This window comes from Roseofilum capinflatum BLCC-M114 (assembly GCF_030068505.1).
Lineage (GTDB): Bacteria > Cyanobacteriota > Cyanobacteriia > Cyanobacteriales > Desertifilaceae > Roseofilum > Roseofilum capinflatum.
The window spans coordinates 1-19,441 of the sequence record NZ_JAQOSO010000037.1 but is presented as its reverse complement, the minus strand read 5'-3'; the positions used below and the strand labels follow the sequence as shown (position 1 = coordinate 19,441).

The following is a 19,441-nucleotide window of genomic DNA, read 5'->3' as shown; positions in this document are numbered from 1 at the left end:
CTCCATCCTGTGGGGGTTGCTCTCCTCCATCCTGTGGGGGTTGCTCTCCTCCATCCTGTGGGGGTTGCTCTCCTCCATCTGGTGGGGGTTGCTCTCCTCCATCTGGTGGAGGTTGGTCGCCACTCGGTGGAGCTGTGGGATCTCCTGGAGGGGGTTCTGGTTCAGTGGTTGGAGTTGGGGTTGGGGTTGGGGTTGGGGTTGGAGTTGGGGTTGGAGTTGGGGTAGTCGTCAGAATTTGAATCCGATCGCTATCCTGGGTATGGCTTTCTAGATATTCGTTGGTAATACTGATGGTGGATTCTGTATCTGTGCCCCTGGTAATTGCGCCTGCTGTCCCATTAGTGGTGGCATCACCGACAATAAAAGGTGTTTCGCCGTTTCCACCATGGGTAATGGTAATGGTTCCACCCTCTGTATCTCCAATAGTGGAAATACTGGCAGTTTCACTATTGTTTGCGGTGAATGTGCCAGTGACCTTCACAAAACCACTGGCTGTTAGCTCGACATTGCCTCCAGTGGTTCCCCCTTCCGTATTAATTGAGGTGAGTTCTATATCTTGAAGAGCGCTTAAAGAAACATTGCCGCCACTACTGCTTGTGCTAGAGGTATCAAGACTGCCCATGGCGATCGCGCCATTGGCGGTTATAGTAACTGCACCTCCACTGGTGGCGATGTTTCCTGCGGTCATCTGATTGGCGATCGCACTAAATTTTCCACCTCCTGTATTTAGTGCTGCATTCACATCTATATTTGGAGTATCTGCTGTCGTTGCACCACCGAGGAAAATATCGCCCCCACTGGTCGTAATGCTCTGATTGACGGTAATAGAAGAGCTGCTGGATGCAGTGCTATTTTGCAGGGAAACAAAGCCTCCCCCTGTACTCAGGGGAGCATTAACATTGATGGTGGGAGCATCGAGGGTAAGATTGCCATTATCGGTGGTAATGCTGGCGTTAACATCGATAGAGCTTCCCGCTTCAGCAGTGAGTCCCACAAATCCAACGGTCATATTCACTGCTTCACTGAAGGTAATATTTTCACTCGCTTGTAAGATAACGTTGCCTTCTGCATTATTGATTGCACTGACGCTAATTGTTGTCAGAGGAAGAGGTTCATCTAAGTCTGGATCGCTGAATTCATCGACATCCTCTAAATCACTGGTAATGCCTTCAGGGACGACTTCAATATTGGTGGGGTCAAGGAGTAGGGTTCCGGTTTGTCCTTGGGGGGCAGTGGTGTCTACGGTTCCTTGGTAGTCTAGGAAGGATAGACCGGAAACTTCGACAAACCCCCCATTGCCTGAATTTTCTCCTCCTGTGGCGCTAATGCTTCCGAAGAATTGGGTGGTGTCATCGCCCCAGATAATAACCTCTCCCCCGTCTCCATTCAGGAGGGCATCGGCATTGATGATGCTATTGTCATTAACGAGGGTAAAGTTACTGTTGGGAAGGGGGCCTTTTCCTTGGAAGGAACCGCCGATGTTGATGGTTCCGCCACCTTGGGTTCCGGAGGCGTTGATCTGAGCATCGATGATGCCGACGCGATCGCCTAAAATGGTGATATTTCCACCGGTTATATGAGAAGTATCGATGGTTCCGGAGGCGATCGCCAACCCCGACATTTCCGGAAGGGTAATCCCCGATCCCGTTAACACCACCTGTCCCTGGGAATTTACCGTTACCCTTTCAGCATGATTCAATGAACTACTCGTCAATAATTCCGGAAGACTTAACGGAGTAATAGCTTGGGAATGAGGATTTTCCGAATTCAGTGGTAGATCTAAACTTAAGAGATGGCCTTCTTGAGAAATACGGACGGACTTTTCTCCCGGAACCGCAGCAATCGTAATCTTTCCCCCCGGTGCAGATAGAGTGCCCAAATTGAGAGTATTACCGCCAATTAAACCCAAGGTTTGCTGCTCATTAACTTGTAGATTCCCCAGATTAACAATACTGCCCGGATTAGCCCCCTCAAACTTAAACGCTGTCGGCTCTCCCGTTAAAGCGCTCCAATCATTTGCACCCACCACATTAAACCATTGATCGAGTCCTAATCCGATGCCCGTTGCTGTCGTGGCATAAAAATCGGCGGGCACATTTAAGCTGGCATTGGGCCCAAATACAATACCGGCAGGATTCATTAAATATAGATTGGCGCTGCTATTGCTCAGTTGAATTAATCCGTTAATGATAGAGGGATCGCCACCAACCACACGACCCAAAATATTTTGAATATCTGGTTGAGCCATAAAGTTGGCAATTTGCCCTTGGGTTAATCCAAACTGCTGGAAACTATGAAATAAATTTTGCCCCGCTTGGGTTCCCCCTTGAATATTAAACTGTTGATTATTCCCTGGGGAAACAAATGTTCCTGTACCATCTTGAGCGGGAATAATCGACTGTGCTACAACTGGGGTGTTCAACCCTCCATAGAGAGGGATGAGGGTACTAACCACCAAAGAATACAGCCACCAAGATGTATTGGCATATCTGCTATTGTTAACTCTTTTTCTCATCTTTGGGATCTCCAGGGTGATTATTTGGGTCGTTGAATGATTAGATGGGTTGGGTGAAAGCAAAAGAGAATTCCCAACTGGGGAACAACAGAGCGTTAATGCAAACTAAATTTTAAGTCAGTGTATGTTAATCAAGAAGGTTTATCCATGATAGCTTTTTTGGACGGAGGGGCGTAATAAAAATTCATGATTTCACAATTTTTTCAGAATAATAAGCTAAAATAGATCAGTGAAACTACTGTGCAAGTTATAACCCGGCATCAGCAAAGAGCGATCGGATAACCTTGAATATGCGTCATCAACTATTTATTGTTACTTGTGTTATCAGTATTTTGACCCTAATAGTAGCGATCGCAGCCGATCGCTCAAACTCGAATCTCTCCTCATTAATGCAACAAGGACGTTGGGAGGGCAAGTTGTATACATTTGGCTTAAAAGAAAGAATTTATGATTTTGCTCCGTTTCGCGGTTCCTTGACTCCTGAACAAGAAGAACAATTTAATCAGATTCCCAATCAAGTGATGATGGGTGCAATATTAATTGCACCTTGATTGATTCATGGTTAATAATGAAACATAAAATAGTCGCAAAATAATCCCATGTCAAGTCCTTCTAAAAAATCTTTTTTACGATTTTTTTCCCTCTCCAATCAACTCCGCTATAGCTTGATCTTGGTTGGTTTGTTCAGTGTGGTAATCACAGGAGCAATCCTGGGGTATTTGAGCTATCAATCGGAATTACATAAAAACCAAGAGTTACAAGAAAAACGTTCGGAATTAGCAGCGAGTCGAATTAACAATTATTTGGATGATATTCAGAGACAACTAGGATATTTAGCGCGAGTTAGAGGGTTGACGAATTTAGATGATAAAACTAAAACCACTTTACTAGAAGGCTTGATTCGTCATAATGATGCCTATCGATCGGTAGGCATCATTAATCGTCAAGGTAAAGTTATTAATTTAGTATTTCTCGATCCGAGTAGCACTATTAATTCTGGTCAAAATATGGCTAATTCTCAGATGTTTAATCGCTCTTTTGAGCGGCAAGAAGAGTATGTTTCGTCTGTCTATCTCGATCCTAAAGATCGATCGCCGAAAACAATCTTATCAGTGCCGATTCGTAATGAAGAGGATCGGGTTGATGGTGTGTTGATGGCTGAAATTGATTTAAGGTTCCTGGGTTTTGTTGTGTCAAATACATCAGTTGGACAAACGGGATATACTTATATCTTGGATAATCGTAATGCGATCGTTGCCCAAACAGGAATGAGGCAGGATAACTTTGAGTTGCAACAAGTTTCTGAGCCAGACTTATTGCAGTATCTTTGGCCCCGAAATAATACTCAACTGAATATTTATTCAGGCCTCTACGATCGAAAAGTCTTAGGTGCAACGACCATTATTCCCAGTGTACAATGGAAGTTAGTAGTTGAGTTGCCCGTAAAAGAAGCCTATGCCCCGATCGCCAGAATGCTCTGGATTACGGGACTAACTTTGTTTGTTATTACACTAATTTCTATGGCGATCGGATTTTATCGTGCCCATCGCATTCTCTCACCCCTCAAGGATTTGACAGAAGCTGCCCTACAAATCCGTGAAGGCAACTTTGATACACAAGTCAAAATCACAGAATCTAACGAATTAGGCGTTTTAGCCACCGCCTTTAATCAAATGACGGCCCAAGTCCGAGAGTTATTTGAAGTGTTAGAAGAAGAAAAAATATTACTCAAACAGGCTAAAGAGTCGGCAGAAGTTACCCTGAAAAACCTGCGAGCGACTCAAAGCCAACTGATTCAAGCCGAAAAAATGTCTGGTTTGGGGCAATTAGTCGCGGGAATTGCCCATGAAATCAATAACCCCATTAACTTTATTCATGCTAACATTGCGCCAGCTAAAAGTTATGCCGAAGACCTCATAACGTTAATTCAACTCTACGAAAAACATTATCCAGAGCATCCCTTGGAGATTGCCGAATTTATGGAAGAGATTGAATTGGAATTTGTCTTGAAAGATTTTCAGAAAATTTTATCCTCCATGAAATCAGGCTCAGAACGGATTCGGGAAATTGTTAAGTCTCTTCGTAACTTTTCCCGTTTAGATGAAGATGGACTAAAGGAAGTCGATGTACATGAAGGAATTGAAAATAGTTTGTTGATTTTACAAAACAAATTCAAATCTAAGCTAGGGATGCAGGAAATCCAGGTGATTAAAGATTATGCAACCCTACCTAAAATTGAATGCTATCCGGGCTACTTAAATCAAGTGTTTATGAACATTTTAGCCAATGGTATTGATGCCTTAGAAGATCGGCGCGTGATTACCTCGGACTCTAGCCAGGAACCCTTACCGACCTTAACGATTACCACGACTTTATCCCAGCCCGATCGCGTGATCATTAAAATAGCCGATAATGGCCCAGGCATGTCTCCTGGGGTTCAAGAGCAAGTTTTTGATCCCTTTTTTACCACTAAACCGGTTGGTAAAGGAACCGGTTTAGGCTTGTCTATTAGCTATCAAATTGTGGTCGAACGGCATGGGGGGCGCTTATCCTGTCGTTCTGAACCCGGAGAGGGGGCAGAGTTTCAGATGGAGCTTCCCGTTTCTCAAGGTGTTTCCCCGCAGCGTAAACGACTCTCTCAGAAAGAATCAGTGGAAACAGGGGTTTCTTAGTCTCTAGCTGAAACGATAGTTTACATTTTGTAACTAAAATCTGTGGCGATCGTTAAGCTTCATTGCGAAGGGTTCACCTCCCCAAAAAGCCATGATACGCTCGTTGCTGTTGGCAAAGCAGCGATCGGAGCGGCAGGAGAACACTTTGAATTCACAGCAGAACCTAACCCAAAACTCGTTACATCGTGAAGACTTTAGTGAGTATGTGGCCCACCTCCAACTTCACATGGCGCTACAAGCTCGCAACTTGCTCCCCAACTATAAACAGACTGCTGACAGTCGGGAGCAGCTCCTTCAGCAAACCCAAGCGGATCTAGAGAAGCTGGCTTCTCGGCAAGTGGTCTAAAAGATTTCGTGGTTTCCATCGTTTCCAACTCCATCTTCACTCCCAGGGCAGGATTGCCCTGTTTTTTTTGTTTCCCCCAGGATCGGGTGACGATGACTATACTAAGAAGGGTTGATCCTAGGGGAGTGTATGAAGGTTTTTCTAGCCCTAAGCGCCAGTGAGCGAAAAAACCTGCTGTTAATGTTCGCAGCAGGTTTGCTGTTTTGGTCGAGTATTGGCTCTTTGTTGCCGACTTTACCGCTCTATCTGCGATCGCTAGGAATGGCAGATCAACAACTGGGCTTTGTCATGGGAGCATTTGCCATTGGTCTATTATTAGCTCGGCCTTCCATTGGGGCGATCGCCGATAGTCATAGTCGCAAACTGGTGATCCTGATTGGGACAGCCGTTTGTGGTCTCGCTCCCCTCGGTTATCTCCTCGTCCAGTCGGTTTCCTCCCTGATGATTGTGCGGAGCTTTCACGGCATTAGTTTGGCAGCCTTTACGACCGGATATATTGCTCTAGTCACCGATATCACCCCCCCTAAAAATCGGGGTGAAGTTCTCGGTTACATGAGCTTGATTAATCCCGTCGGTGTGGCCTTTGGCCCCGCTTTAGGGGGATTTGTACAAGAGGCTTTTGGCGATCGCTATCTGTTTCTGTTAACCGCGAGTTTCGGATTCCTCGCCTTTTTGATTATGACTCAAGTCCAAGAAAATCGGCGAACCAATCCCTCAAAGAAAACCGACTCCTCACCCGCCATTCAACCCGGATTATGGCGCTTACTACTGAGTCCCCGCATTCGCATTTTAAGCCTGGTTCTCCTCCATGTGGGTCTGGCTTTTGGGGGGATGAGTGCGTTTATTTCCCTCTTAATGGAGGAAACTGGAGTCAACTTTAACGCCGGATTCTTTTTTACCGCCGCCGCGATCGCCAGTTTTAGCATTCGTTTAGTCGCCGGCCCATTAAGCGATCGCATCGGTCGAGGGATCTTTATTACCTTCAGTCTCTCCCTCTACGCGATCGCCATGTTCATCCTTACCTTTGCCCATACCCCTTGGCTGTTTTTGATCTCCGGATTCTTAGAAGGAGCCGGTTTTGGCCTCCTCATTCCCACCACTTCCGCCATTATCGCCGATCGCGCCTATCCCCATGAACGGGGACGTTTATTTGGTCTCTGTTTAGGAGGGTTCGATCTCGGTATCGCCCTAGCCGGCCCCATGGCGGGTCTGATTGCCGAAGCCTTTTCCTATCAAACCCTATTTATCTGTATCACCGTTATCTTGATCCTGGGTTTACTGGTGTTCTTAACTCAATCAAGCAAAGACTTACCCCACTCCCTCCGCTATGCCTTGGGACGAGGGCAAGATATTTATAGCGCTTCGCGCTAGGCAAAAGGCAAGAGGCAAAAGGCAAAAGTCTTGTTGCAAAACGTTTTGAGCGTTCAACCCTGTATTCCATAACAGAGCAAAGTGCTGTATGCGCTGTAGCACTTCGCGCGAGCTAATAGGTCATGGGTCGATTGGCCTTAATTGTTAATTGTTAATTGTTGATTGTTAATTGTTAATTACAGCGCGAAGCGCTGTTATGGTGTACAGTCTTAAAGGCTCAAAGCCATGTACCACAACCCTATTCCCTATTCCCTATTCCCTATTCCCTAGCGCGAAGCGCTATATCATGCACTCTAGGCGATCGCGTCCCTTCTCCTTGGCTTGGTATAAAGCGCGATCGGCTTGGGCGATTAACTGCTCCGGGGATTGGCGAGAATGCTCCGCATCGCTTGCGCGATCGCCAGGAATTACCGCGCTCACCCCTAAACTTAAGGTTACCCAGGAACTCACCTGAGAATAGGCATGATCGAGCCTGAGTTGATGAATAGCTTGGCGAATGGTTTGCCCAACTTGTATTGCTTGCTCTAGGGAAGTCTGGGGAAGGATCACCCCAAATTCTTCACCCCCATAACGAGCCGCTAAACTTGCCGCACCTGGTAAATGATGGGAAAGGGTTTGAGCGACCTTAATTAAACAGCGATCGCCCGCTTGATGGCCATAATTATCGTTATAGAGCTTAAAATAATCCACATCTGCCAAAATTAAGGCTAAAGGCTGTTGCTCCCCCTTCAACTGTTGCCATTGCTCGGCCAAATACCGATCGAAATAGCGACGATTCGCAATTTGAGTCAGACCATCCACATTAGCTTGATTACTTAATTCTAAATTCGCTTTTTCCAGGGCTAACTCAATTTGTTTGCGCTTCGTAATATCTCGAAACGTCACCGTTAACCCATCTCCAAGCTTCACCAGCAAAATCTCAAACCAACCTTCAATATTATCATGGGCATAATAGATTTCTTTTTGAATCGCTTGTGAAGTTTCTACTACGCAAATAAAATCCTCCAATAACCCATCGAGTTTTAACCCCGGCAGGACTTGCAGTAAGGATTGACCCTGTAATTGGGATTTACCTAATAATTGATAGGCCATGGGATTGAGCAATAAGCAGCGAAAATCGATAATATTGTCCTGTTGATCTCGGACTGCTTCTAAGGCAGCAATAGCATCCAGGGAACTATTTAAGATTCCCGATAACAAAGAACGGGATTGAGCTAAAGAAGCTTCGATCGCCTTGCGCTTTTCGATTTCTGCGTATAAATTCTGATTTTGGCTTTGCAGTTGCTGTTGCAGCGATCGCAACCGGAGCTGATTTTCAATTCTGGCTAAAACTTCTATACTTTCAAAGGGCTTGGTAATATAGTCTACGCCTCCCACTCCAAACGCCGTCACCTTATCCAAGATTTCATCCGAGGCACTCAAGAAAATAATTGGGATATCTTGGGTGATCGAGTTCAGTTTCAGACGTTCACAAACTTGATAGCCATTCATTTCTGGCATCATAATATCCAGTAAAATCAGACTTGGAGGAGACGAGAGCGCTGAACGTAAGGCAAACTCACCATTACGAGCGACTCGCACTTTATAGCCTTCCTTAGATAACAATTGGCTGAGTACACTTAAGTTCGCTGAAGTGTCATCAACCACCAAGATCTCAATTGGAGATTCATCTCTCTGATGGTGATCCATAGCCAGTGAATAGTCGATAGTGGACATTAGATGATCAAAGCTTAATTGTCTTCGTCTCATGTCCAGCATGAGAAGCACCCTGTTACCCTCTCCACTCTAAAATAATATGTTTAGACTTCCTGAAGGTATTCCCAATTTACCCGATCTTACCCATGCCGATGAATTAATGCAGTTTGGCAGTCATCTTTTTACGGCTTTTCTCATTTTAATTCTCGTGGTGGCAGGATTTGGTTTAGTGTTAGCAGCTTTGGGTTTTGCTCTGCAACGAGATCGAGATCCTTCCGATTGGACGCATAAATGGTTACAACGCTACGATCTGCTGCTGGATATCCTGCAACATGGTGTGGTACTGTTGATGGCGATCGCGATCGGCTTCTTCTTCTGTACCACTCTGGCGAACCGCTATCATCACTGGGAACAAGCCAAAGTCGTTGAATCTGCCCAGATCCTGACGGGGGAACGATTAGAACAACCGGCTCCCCAAGTGCGCTACACCATCCCCGAAACTTATACGTTTAACCGCTATGTCGAGGGTGAGTATATCGAAGTCGAAGAGGTGCGAGAGGTGAATCGCTACTTGAGTTTAGAAGCCTCTGAGATTAATGTATTGCTCAATCAGGCTATTAATGTGCAAACCAATCAACCGGTTTATCAGGTTTCCTTTGATGCTCAATATCAAGTCACTAATCTTTTAGGAGAGCGGGAAGATTTTTTCTTTGAAATCCAACCTCCCTATGGCTATACGATTCTCCAGAATTTTCGCGTCGAGCGGGATGGAGAGCGGTTAGAGGCGATTAATCCGGGAGATTATGGGTTTCCCTTTCCCTTAGACTCCCAGGAAACTGCCCAGTTTCGGGTCACCTATCAAGTTCAAGGGTCTCCGCGCTGGGTCTATAATGCCAATGGACAATTGTTATCTAATTTTCAGTTAACGGCGATCGCCAATTTCCCTAAAGCCGATTTTGCCAGTGGTATTGTCCCCACCCAAACCTCAGAAGAAGGACAAGGCAAACGGTTTATCTGGGTATTTGAAGATAACGTTTCTGTCCGTAATCCCTTCGGTGTCTTTACCGCCACTAATCCCGTAGGCAGAACCGGAGTCTTGCCCCGGCTCCTGTTGCTCACTCCCGGCTTATTGCTCTGGTGGATTGGCTTGCTGTATTTATCCTTACCTCTTCAACTGCGCGATGTGGCGATCGCCTGTGGCGTGTTTTTCGCCTGTATTTTCGCCCTCACCTACGCCAGTCGCGTCATCAACCCAGAACTCTCCTGGATTCTCCTCTCCTGCGTTTTACTCCCCCTAGCCTGGGGATTAGGCGACAACCGGCGCGAATCTGCTGCGGCACTCATTGCCACCATTTCCGGAGCCGTTTTACCCGTTTTGGGCCTACTCGTTCCCTACAGTGGGTTAACCTTAAGTTTAGCTGCCCTCCTATCGGTCATTTGGTTAGCCGTGCATCACTGGTATGGGTGGTATCGCATTCCCCCCAGAGCTTAGTTAGATGGGGAGATGGGGAGATGGGGAGATGGAAAATAATGAGACTAAAATAGTCATATCAAATCCATTTAAACACTTGTCATTGCGACCGGAGGGAAGCATTCGCGCTTCGCGTTTCGCGTTTCACGCAAGCTTCGCTTTCATGTCGGCGACAGCCGAAACACGCAAGCTTCGCTTTTCATGTCCGCGAAGCCCAAACGCGCAAGCTTCGCTTTCATGTCCGCGAAGCGGAAACGCCAAGATTACCGAGATGATCGAGATTGCTTCGTTCCGCTGGCGCTCCACTCGCAATGACATACTGTAACTGATTATTCGGAGTTGATATCATTTACTAAAGGAATAGTTATGTTTTCTCAAATTGCCTTAGCTTCTATTATTGGTCTTGTTTCGATGGAGTCCTTACCGGCGATCGCGCCCATGGCTCAATTAACCCCATTCAATCCAGTCCATGAGTTATCTTCGTCTCTTACAAAGAATGCTGAAGAAAGAGCAGCTATTCAAGCCTTGATCGACGAAAACTTAAACGCTCTCAATGCTGAAAACGTCGATAGATATATGGACACCATGCACCCAGATTCTCCCCAATTTGAAATCACAGAAGAAACCGTAATCTATTCGACGGATTTCTTTGATTTAAGATATGAAATCAACGATTGGGAAATCATTGAACTCACAGACGATAAAGCTCAAATCCGTGCCAGCCAAACCACGATCAAAGTAGCCGGTGAAGCGCCATTTCGAGATATAGCAAACCTAAATGAGTTGTGTAATGGCTGCCCCTCATCCCCCTGCCCCCTTCTCCCGCAGGAGAAGGGGGAAAAGTCCCTCTCCCGTGGGAGAGGGATTTAGGGAGAGGGCATTTCCCGTTGTACAACTCATTGAGACTAGCTATAACTATATCGTCGTTATTCATACCTTGAAAAAATATAAGGGCGAATGGAAATTTTGGACATCAGAGATTCAAAGTGTAGAATTTCTAAATTAAGTCACATTCGAGATCGACGAAAAGCTACGCCTAACCCCTATCTGTTTATCCGATGAATACTCAACCAGCAACAGCAACTCAAACCGTTAAAGTTACCCTGCTCTTAGCCGGAGGTCATCAGTATACCCTGTCTTTACCTTCCAATTCCCCTATTCTGGTAGCGGTGATGAAAGTCTTAGCTTCCCAAACCGGAAATACAGGGAATAATGGAGCCTCGGCTTCCCAACTGTTTCAAATTCCCCTCAATGACGATCGCCAGGCGCTCTGTTTTCCCAGTCATCACCTAATTGGGGCAGTGACGGAACCGCCGTTGTATGTGCAGCAAAAAGCACAGCAAAAAGCACAGCAAATGGCTACTCCTGCACCCCAACCCCTAGCTCCCGTTTCCAATACGATTACCTCCCGGTTTGTCCATTTAGATCACTTCCTCAGCGACAAAGACTGCGATCGCCTGCTCAAATACGTGAAAAAACGTCAAAAAGACTTCACCAATACCACCACTTCCACGGGAGAAGACGACTATCGCTATTCTACCGTTCTCTATCACTTCCCTGAATTCTCCGAGATGATTATTGAACGGATCAAAGGAATGATGCCAGAAGTTTTACCCCAATTGGATCGTCCCCTGTTTGAACCCCACGATATCGAAGCTCAATTAACCGCCCATAACGACGGTCATTATTTTAAGCTCCATAATGATAACGGCTCTCCCGACACAGCCAGCAGAGAACTAACCTATGTTTACTATTTCCATAATCAACCGAAAAATTTTACTGGTGGAGAACTGCTGATTTACGACAGTCAGATTAAAAATGGCTATTATGCCAAAGCCGATACTTACCAAACGATCGAACCCCGACACAACAGTATTGTGTTTTTCCTCAGTCGCTATTTACATGAAGTGCTACCAGTGCGCTGTTCCTCGAAGAAATTTACCGATAGTCGGTTTACCATTAATGGTTGGGTAAGGCGATCGTCGTAGTTACGCACTTAATTCTCACCAAGTAGAAAGAACAGAGGTATATTCTATGGCTAGAACTCGGTTTGTGGTTTGTCGGCTGATGCTCCATTTAGCGGGCGATGAGATTGCGCCTTTGCTCGGTGTTTTAAATCAAAAGGCACAAGAGGCAATTGATGCAGAAGGAGATTTAGGAGTCTTAGGCGAGGGTTTAGTGGAGATTGCTGAATCTTTGTTACAGTGGGAATCCTATTGGCGATCGGCAGCGAATGAAGGAGATGTAATGTGGAAGGAAGGGGAAGCTGCTGATTATGTGCAAGAGTTGTTTACCGATTCAGCCCAGCGCTATTTGAGTCAACCGGATTTAGGCGATTCTGAAGAGGAGGAAGATCTTTTATCCCTGCCCATTACGGAGAATATTGTGGTGATGATGACGATCGCCTTTGAAGGAGAATCCCCCGATCTAGAAACCGATTTAGCCAGCTTTAGCGCCCTACGTCAAGGCTTAAAGGCGATGATTAATCTCCATTATCAAGAGCGACTGCGAGCCGTTCAAGTGCATTTTTCTCCTGCTCGATTGGGCGATCGCCTCACGGACGATCAACTGTTACTGAATTTTTCTGAACTCATCCCCCTCTAGTGCCGTGGCACACCTAATACAATAGACTGAATAATTCCATTGCATAACATCACCTGATTCAATTCTATGTGGCGTAAACTCTTAACTGTCTTTCTGTGTTTTACCTTACTGCTGACCACAACCGCTTGTGGCGGCTCGTCCCAGCAAAATACCAGTTCAACCCAAACGGTAAGCGCTCCGGTGCGTAACTCCGTCTCTAAAGGAGAATATCCGGTACAACAAGCCACCTACGATGATGGCACGGGGGAGTATAGTTTAATGTTACTGAATACTCCGGCTGGCAGCCGCCCCCTATTTCGCACGACTGATGTGCAGATGGCGCGGCTGACAGATGAGCAGATTCAAGCGGGAAAAAGCACCTATGCCGAAATTGAGGGCGATCGGGCCATCCTCTATATGACTCCGGATTTCCAAATCCAATATGTTCATAATGTTACCGAGGAGCGCACTAATCCGCAAACAGGACAAACAGAAACCGTGATCGTGCGTCGAGAATCTAATTTTTGGACTCCCTTCGCCGGTGCGTTAGCAGGACAGGCAGTGGCTAATATGCTCTTTAGTCCCAGCTATTATGTACCCCCGGTCTATCAACCCGGAACCGTGATGACCGGTTATGGTGGCTATGGCAGTACCTATAGCCAAGCGGTGAACAGCTATCAAAGTCGTTATAATCAACCGCCAGCAGCCGTTAAAAATCGTCAAACTCTGCGTACAACCGGAAATCTACGATCTCCGAGTACCACCACCAACCGGCAACCTAATTCTAGTAATGCCAATCGCTCAACGGGTTCTGGGTATGGTGGTTCTAATTTACGCTCTTCTGGCAACTCTAAACCCAAACAGCGCCAACCTAGTTTTGGTAGTGGTGGATCGTCTCGTCGCTCTTCTGGATTCAGTAGCGGGGGGCGCAGAAGACGGCGTTAAATCATGAGATTCTCCCCGTCCTGGAAGGACGGGGATTCCTATTCATGTCCTGGAAGGGGAAACCTCACAATTACCCCTCTTCTGTCACTTTCTAAAAAAGGGGCTTCAAACCCTGATTCTTTCGTTCGCGATAAAACTCCGTTTTCGGCTGTCGCCGACATGAAACGCTTCGCGATAAAACTCCGTTTTCGGCTGTCGCCGACATGAAACGCTTCGCGATCGCGGGCTGTAACAACGGAAATTCGTTAGAATTTCCAAGAGTGACAGAAGAGGGATACAGCGCTTCGCGCTGTTATGGTGTACAGTCTTAAAGGCTCAAAGCCATGTACCACAACCCTATTCCCTATTCCCTATTCCCTAGCGCGAAGCGCTATAAGCGTTGCTTTTCAGCACTAGGTTTTGTTAGAGCAGGGTAAAATGGAAGTTAGCGATCGCAAAAGGTAGAGCATATGAATGAATTACAGTGGACGGCTGAAGCTCAGGTTAAACTGAAGAATATTCCCTATTTTGTGCGATCGCAAGCCAGAGGCCGGATTGAACAACTCGCTCGCGAATCCGACAAGGAAATCATTACCGCAGATTTAGTCGAACAAGCTCGCCTAGAGTTTGGTCAATAATTTTGGCTCCTTTTCCCTTCTCCCCAAATGGCTAAAGCAACCCCCAATAACAAAATAATGGCTCCCCCAAAGACCAATGGAGTGGGCACTTCGGCAAAGATGACATAACCGAGCCAAGTTGCCCCTATGGGTTCGCAGAGAATGGCCAAAGCAACCGTAGTGGGGGAAATCCAGCGCACTGCCCAATTCAAGGAGGTATGGCCCATGAGTTGAGGAAGTATGGCCATCAGAGCCACATACAAATAAAAATCAAGGGGATAACCCGTATAGGGAACGCCCAAAAGAAAAGGAATCGGGAATAAACACAGGGCGGCTAGGGTATAAACCGTAGCGATATAATGACCCAAACCTAACCCTTCCTGTTGGGCTTGTTGTCCCAGAATCAGATAAAAACTAGCAGACCAAGCACCCATTAAAGCTAACGCATTACCCAGCAAAGAAAGGGAACCGGTTGGGGTGGCGCTATCTCCCCCGAAGGCAATGAGGATGCCTCCCGTTAAGGCAATGAGAATGCCCAAAATTGTGAATTGAGTCGGTCGTTTACCTTGCCAAACCCAGAGCATTAAGGCCACCCAAAGGGGATTAGTTGTGACTAAAGTGGTGGCAGCCGCAATCGAAGTATAGGATAAGGAGGTAATCCACAGAGAAAAATGGACAGCTAAACAGAGTCCAGCCGCGATCGCCCATTTCCAAGCTTGTCGAGATGCGCCACTATTCTGAACCCCTTTCCACAAGGGAACACACAATAGGGATGCTATAACCAAGCGGAAAACAGCGACCACCAGACTAAACCCCGCCCCCGTCCTTCCCGCAGCCTCAAGACACAAGCGCACAAAAACGGCTGAGGTGGCAATGGTTAAAACTCCAAACCCCAAAACCAACCCCACCCACCACATTGCCGGTTTCTTCATGATTCAGTCACAGGAGTAATCGGATTGAGATGTTTTTCAATTAACTTCAGCAGTTGCTCCGGTTTCGCCGGTTTCGTCAAGAAATCCGTTGCCCCTGCCAACTTCGCCTTGGTGCGATCGATAATATGATCCCGACTGGTCAAAATAATAATAGGAGTCTCACTAAACAAAGAAGTTTGTCGCAAAAAACTGCACAAATTATAGCCGGTTACCGTCGGCATGACCACATCCAATAAAATCAGATCGGGTTTATTTTGTGCTAATTGGGCAATACCAGAAATCGGATCATGGATTTTCAGTAATTGATAACCAGCCGGAATCAAAATATGGCCCAAGGCATGGCCAACCAGGGGACTATCGTCAATACAAGCAATGAGAGGGCCAGAGGTTTGGGTATCCGACTCCCCGTTGAGGGTTTTATTCATCCTAGGAGTCGTCCAAGAAACCGGTGGTTCGAGATCCGGTAAGGATTGAAAATCAATGATCCCCTGTTTCCAAAAATGACGGATACTGCGAGATAAAGTATAAAGAGATTGCTTCATTTCTAAAGCAATATCCCAAATTGGATTTTCTCCGTTGAATAACTCAATTAATTTGGTTGACGTTTGGGCATTCACTCGTTTAGGCAGCTCCCGATTTAACATGGGGGCCAAATCTGGAGATAGGGAAGTTAATTCCATCTTCTGCCATTGTTTAGATAGGTTTTCGGTTCTTTCAAGTAGGGGTGGAATTTTTAAGGCCAGTGAAGATCGCGGAGTGGCCGTGTTTCCCGATAACCGTTGGCTAGGCTTCCACCGACTGGAAAGGTCATCAGAAGAGTGGGTGAGCAGGGCAAATAAGATTTCAATGGCACTATAGGCAATGACCGATTGAGCTTGGCTGAGGTTGATTTGGTGTTGTTGTAGAGCGTAGCGCAGCAGATAATATTCCCACATGCTGGTGGGCTTTTTGAGTTCGATCGCACTCCAATCAACGGAAAACAGCTTAATATACCGATACCATCGGCGGCTGCGATGAATTCCTCCTGTAGCATAGAGCAGATGACCCAGATAAAAGAATAAGTGCCAAGTTTGATCTTGAGCGGTAACAATTAACTCACCAGTAGCTTGTTGGTGGTAGATTTGCCGGAGATAACGCTCCATGAGATAGCACCCATTGCGATCAGAACCGAGCTGACTTAGATGAGAAAGGCATCCAAGAATCACTCAATCCTAGAAGAAAGAAATTTGTTTTTATTCTAGATGGGTTCACAAATGCTCGTAAAGAGAAAAGGGATCTCAACCCTGATGTTGGGTAAACCCAGAATCTTGGTTAAAATTATGAAAAGTGGTCTGTGAGTTATGTTGTCTGAGGCTTCTGTTGTGCCAAAATCGATTTATTTTGCTTTGTTGGTGTGTTTGTGGAGTGGTGTGAGTGGTCTACAGCCCGCTTGGGCCCAGGCGATCGTTCCCCGTACCTTGGAGCTAGAGCAACAAGAGTTGGAGAAAGAGGGGCTTCAGTTGGCCCGACAAGCGGAACAACTGGCCCAGTTCCAACAATATGCACCAGCTCTTCCTCGCGCTCAGTTGGCGGTTCAGCTTTTACCGGATGATATTCGGGCTTGGTTTTTGCTCGGTCGCCTGTATTTGCAAACAGATGATGTGGAGCGGGGAATTGAGTCTTTGGAGAAAGCCCGATCGCTCGAACCCCAAAATGAGTTGGTTTTGTTTACGTTAGGTTCGGCCCATTTCCAAAATGAGGACTACCAAAAGGCGGCTAATTATCTCCAAGAAGGTCTAAGCATTAAGCCAGATCAACTGGCAGCCTTGTTTGATTTGGGGAATGCTTACTATAAGCTCAATCGCTGGAGTGATGCGATCGCCCAATATGAAAAGGCCATGAGCCAAGATGAGAAGTTTTGGCCGGGGGTGAATAATATTGGCTTGATTCAGTATGAGCAGGGTCAGGTGGATGGGGCGATCGCTTCTTGGCGTAAAGCGGTGAGCCTTGAACCGGAAGCGGCTGAACCCCAGTTGGCTTTAGCGGTAGCGTTGTATGTGAAAGGCGATCGCGAACAGGGTCTGAGAATGGGATCGGCAGCTCTAGAACTCGATCCCGCTTATGCAGATCTAGAGTTTCTCGAAGCTAATCTTTGGGGCGATCGCCTCTTAGCCGATACGAAAATGTTTCTCGAAACACCCAGAATTCAAGAGACTCTAGCTCAATTAGCGGAAACTGAATTGGAAATTCTTCCTTAGCGATCGTAGCGATCGTAGGATGGGTTAGGCGGCTAAAACCTAGACTCTGACAGCAATCTATCAATCCGCCGTAACCCACCATTTTAGGGTTGTCACGGCAGTAGGGTGGGCAGGGTAGGAGATTTAGAAGTTGAATGATCGCTTACGCTCCTGCCCACCCTACTACCCTGCGTCAATTGGTCATTCAACGCGCCCAAAATCGATGTGATATCAAATCTATTTATTTACGCTAAAGATCTCTGTAGGGGCGGGTTATACCCAAATCTTGTAGACTGACAACTATTTTTGTATTCATGTCCGCTTGCGGAAACCCGCACGAACCCACTTCGGAAAGCGGAAACGCCAAGATTACCGAGATGGTCGAGATTGCTTCGTTCCGCTTCGCTCCACTCGCAATGACATACAGCGCTTCGCGCTAGGCAAAAGGCAAGAGGCAAAAGGCAAAAGTCTTGTGGCAAAAGGTTTTGAACTCTCAACCCTGTATTCCATAACAGAGCAAAGTGCTGTATGAGTTGTCAACGGCTGCCCCTCATCCCCCAAGAAGGGGATTTAAAGTCCCTCTCCCGTGGGAGAGGGATATAGGGAGAGGGCATTTCCCGTTGCATATAGCGCTTTCCGCTTCGCGGACATGAACGCGCTAGGGAATCGGGAATAGGGAATAGGGTTGTGGTACATGGCTTTGAGCCTTTAAGACTGTACACCATAACAGCGCGAAGCGCTGTAATTCATTTAGACTAGCCCTATATCAAGCCAATCTGAATTGATACCAGAAACGTTATACTGATTGTTAAGGATAATTCTCTTCAAAGCTGGGGTGTAGTTCTCCCATGGTTAATCCGTATTTAATTCGTAATCCTTTGAGCTTGTCCCTACTGTATTGTTTGTGGCATCAGAAAGAACAGTCTGTACCAGAAACTCAAGCGGAGTTATACAAGAATTTTGTGGAGCAGGTGTATAAGTGGACATCGGAGATCGAGCTGGATGAGGAAAAACGGCTGCAACTCCACCAAAAGCTGGGAGAATTGGCTTTACTGGGGATCGATAGCAAGGACAAGGAAGGCAATTTTTCCCAGTTCTGGTTGCGGGAAAGTGGGTTAAAGCAGGTTTTTGGGACTTTGGATAACGACTTATGTAAAGCCGCCTTGCAGTTAGGTTGGCTCAATCGGTTGGGGAAGGTGGAAAGTGAGACGGTTTACGGGTTTGATCATGCCACGTTTCAGGAGTATTTTGCCGCTCTAGCAGTGGAGGATGGGGATTATTTTCTGCCCCGAAACCATGAGGATTTTCCGATTGCTGGGAAGGAGTATCGGATTTTTGCGCCGCAGTGGAAGCCGGTGATTTTATTCTGGTTGGGGCGCGAGGATGTGGAGGAAGAGAAGAAGGAGGCTTTTATTGAGCAGTTGGTTCATTTTAAGGATGGTTGTGAGGGCAATTTTTACGACTATCGTGCTTTTTTCCTAGCTGCGGCTGGTATCAGAGAGTTTAAGGGTTGTTCTCGTGCTGATGAAATTGTGCAGCAGATTGTGAAGTGGGGGTTTGGGTATGTCAATGAAGAAAAACAGAAATGGGGAACCTTTATCGATCCGATTAAAGAAGGTGCAAGGAATACTCTACCGGAAACGGATCGACAACGGGCTATTGAGAGACTCTCTAGCCTACTGCACCATTCCCAATGCCCTAAATTTATCCGTAGGGAGGTGGGTTATATTTTAGAGAAAATCGGACAAGGAAATCCCCAGGCGATCGCCGCTCTGGTGCAACTTCTAGAGCAGACTGAGGATGAAGATACCCGTTGGTGGGCGGCTGAGACTTTAGAGAAAATCGGACAAGGAAATCCCCAGGCGATCGCCGCCCTAGTGCAAGTTCTGGAGCAGACTGAGAATGAATATACCTGTAGGCGGGCGGCTGAGACTTTAGGGAAAATCGGACAAGGAAATCCCCAGGCGATCGCCGCTCTGGTGCAAGTTCTGGAGCAGACTAAGGGTTACTACTTTACCTGTAGGGAGGTGGCTGAGAGTTTAGAGAAAATCGGACAAGGAAATCAAGAGGCGATCGCCGCTCTGGTGCAACTTCTGGTG

17 protein-coding genes are annotated in these 19,441 nt (G+C 46.5%); 13 read left to right on the top strand and 4 right to left on the bottom strand.

What is annotated here, in order from left to right; all coding sequences use genetic code 11:
- On the bottom strand, positions 1-2,515 hold a 2,515-nt coding region (locus PMG25_RS07770), incomplete at its 3' end, for a two-partner secretion domain-containing protein (RefSeq protein ID WP_283766330.1).
- Between the two features lie 290 nt (positions 2,516-2,805).
- On the opposite strand from PMG25_RS07770, the gene PMG25_RS07765 reads away from it, so the two are divergent.
- From PMG25_RS07765 to PMG25_RS07750, 4 genes are all read left to right on the top strand, one after another.
- Positions 2,806-3,066 (top strand): hypothetical protein, encoded by a 261-nt coding sequence (locus PMG25_RS07765; protein ID WP_283766329.1) that lies wholly within the window; start codon positions 2,806-2,808, stop codon positions 3,064-3,066.
- Positions 3,067-3,114: 48 nt separating this feature from the next.
- A complete protein-coding gene (locus PMG25_RS07760) occupies positions 3,115-5,187 on the top strand; it encodes a sensor histidine kinase (protein ID WP_283766328.1) in 2,073 nt (690 codons plus the stop codon).
- A gap of 91 nt (positions 5,188-5,278) precedes the next feature.
- Positions 5,279-5,533: a hypothetical protein gene (locus PMG25_RS07755; protein WP_283766327.1), complete on the top strand. Its 255-nt coding sequence runs from the start codon at positions 5,279-5,281 to the stop codon at positions 5,531-5,533.
- A gap of 129 nt (positions 5,534-5,662) precedes the next feature.
- Positions 5,663-6,904, top strand: a complete 1,242-nt coding sequence (locus PMG25_RS07750) for an MFS transporter (RefSeq protein ID WP_283766326.1) — start codon at positions 5,663-5,665, stop codon at positions 6,902-6,904.
- Between the two features lie 279 nt (positions 6,905-7,183).
- Here the strand turns inward: PMG25_RS07750 and PMG25_RS07745 are convergent, their stop codons facing one another.
- Positions 7,184-8,620 carry a diguanylate cyclase domain-containing protein gene (locus tag PMG25_RS07745; RefSeq protein WP_283766325.1) on the bottom strand — a complete coding sequence of 479 codons (1,437 nt, stop codon included), beginning with the start codon at positions 8,618-8,620 and terminating at the stop codon, positions 7,184-7,186.
- Between the two features lie 79 nt (positions 8,621-8,699).
- On the opposite strand from PMG25_RS07745, the gene PMG25_RS07740 reads away from it, so the two are divergent.
- The 7 genes from PMG25_RS07740 (at position 8,700) to PMG25_RS07715 (ending at position 14,215) form a co-directional block, all read left to right on the top strand.
- Positions 8,700-10,091 carry a hypothetical protein gene (locus PMG25_RS07740; protein WP_283766324.1) on the top strand — a complete coding sequence of 464 codons (1,392 nt, stop codon included), beginning with the start codon at positions 8,700-8,702 and terminating at the stop codon, positions 10,089-10,091.
- Positions 10,092-10,436: 345 nt separating this feature from the next.
- Positions 10,437-10,940 carry a Cif family virulence factor gene (locus tag PMG25_RS07735; RefSeq protein WP_283766323.1) on the top strand — a complete coding sequence of 168 codons (504 nt, stop codon included), beginning with the start codon at positions 10,437-10,439 and terminating at the stop codon, positions 10,938-10,940.
- Positions 10,849-11,076, top strand: a complete 228-nt coding sequence (locus tag PMG25_RS24730; protein ID WP_488199667.1) for a hypothetical protein — start codon at positions 10,849-10,851, stop codon at positions 11,074-11,076. Before PMG25_RS07735 ends, PMG25_RS24730 begins: the two co-directional genes overlap by 92 nt.
- 52 nt (positions 11,077-11,128) lie before the next feature.
- Complete coding sequence (locus tag PMG25_RS07730; protein WP_283766322.1) at positions 11,129-12,058, top strand: 2OG-Fe(II) oxygenase; 930 nt, start codon at positions 11,129-11,131, stop codon at positions 12,056-12,058.
- Positions 12,059-12,104: 46 nt separating this feature from the next.
- Entirely contained in the window at positions 12,105-12,674 is a 570-nt protein-coding gene (locus PMG25_RS07725) for a DUF1517 domain-containing protein (protein WP_283766321.1), read from the top strand.
- A 66-nt stretch (positions 12,675-12,740) separates the two neighbouring features.
- Positions 12,741-13,598 carry a hypothetical protein gene (locus PMG25_RS07720; RefSeq protein WP_283766320.1) on the top strand — a complete coding sequence of 286 codons (858 nt, stop codon included), beginning with the start codon at positions 12,741-12,743 and terminating at the stop codon, positions 13,596-13,598.
- A gap of 449 nt (positions 13,599-14,047) precedes the next feature.
- Entirely contained in the window at positions 14,048-14,215 is a 168-nt protein-coding gene (locus tag PMG25_RS07715; RefSeq protein WP_283766319.1) for a PCP reductase family protein, read from the top strand.
- Here PMG25_RS07715 and PMG25_RS07710 read toward each other — a convergent pair.
- A complete protein-coding gene (locus PMG25_RS07710; RefSeq protein ID WP_283766318.1) occupies positions 14,209-15,126 on the bottom strand; it encodes a DMT family transporter in 918 nt (305 codons plus the stop codon). The genes PMG25_RS07715 and PMG25_RS07710 overlap by 7 nt on opposite strands.
- Positions 15,123-16,268 carry a response regulator gene (locus PMG25_RS07705; RefSeq protein ID WP_283766317.1) on the bottom strand — a complete coding sequence of 382 codons (1,146 nt, stop codon included), beginning with the start codon at positions 16,266-16,268 and terminating at the stop codon, positions 15,123-15,125. The genes PMG25_RS07710 and PMG25_RS07705 overlap by 4 nt, the downstream gene beginning before the upstream one ends.
- 219 nt (positions 16,269-16,487) lie before the next feature.
- On the opposite strand from PMG25_RS07705, the gene PMG25_RS07700 reads away from it, so the two are divergent.
- Together PMG25_RS07700 and PMG25_RS07695 are read left to right on the top strand one after the other, a co-directional pair.
- On the top strand, positions 16,488-17,363 hold the full coding sequence (locus PMG25_RS07700; RefSeq protein ID WP_283766316.1) for a tetratricopeptide repeat protein: 876 nt from the start codon (positions 16,488-16,490) through the stop codon (positions 17,361-17,363).
- Between the two features lie 827 nt (positions 17,364-18,190).
- Positions 18,191-19,441: HEAT repeat domain-containing protein (locus PMG25_RS07695; protein ID WP_283766315.1), on the top strand; the 1,251-nt coding region annotated here is incomplete at its 3' end.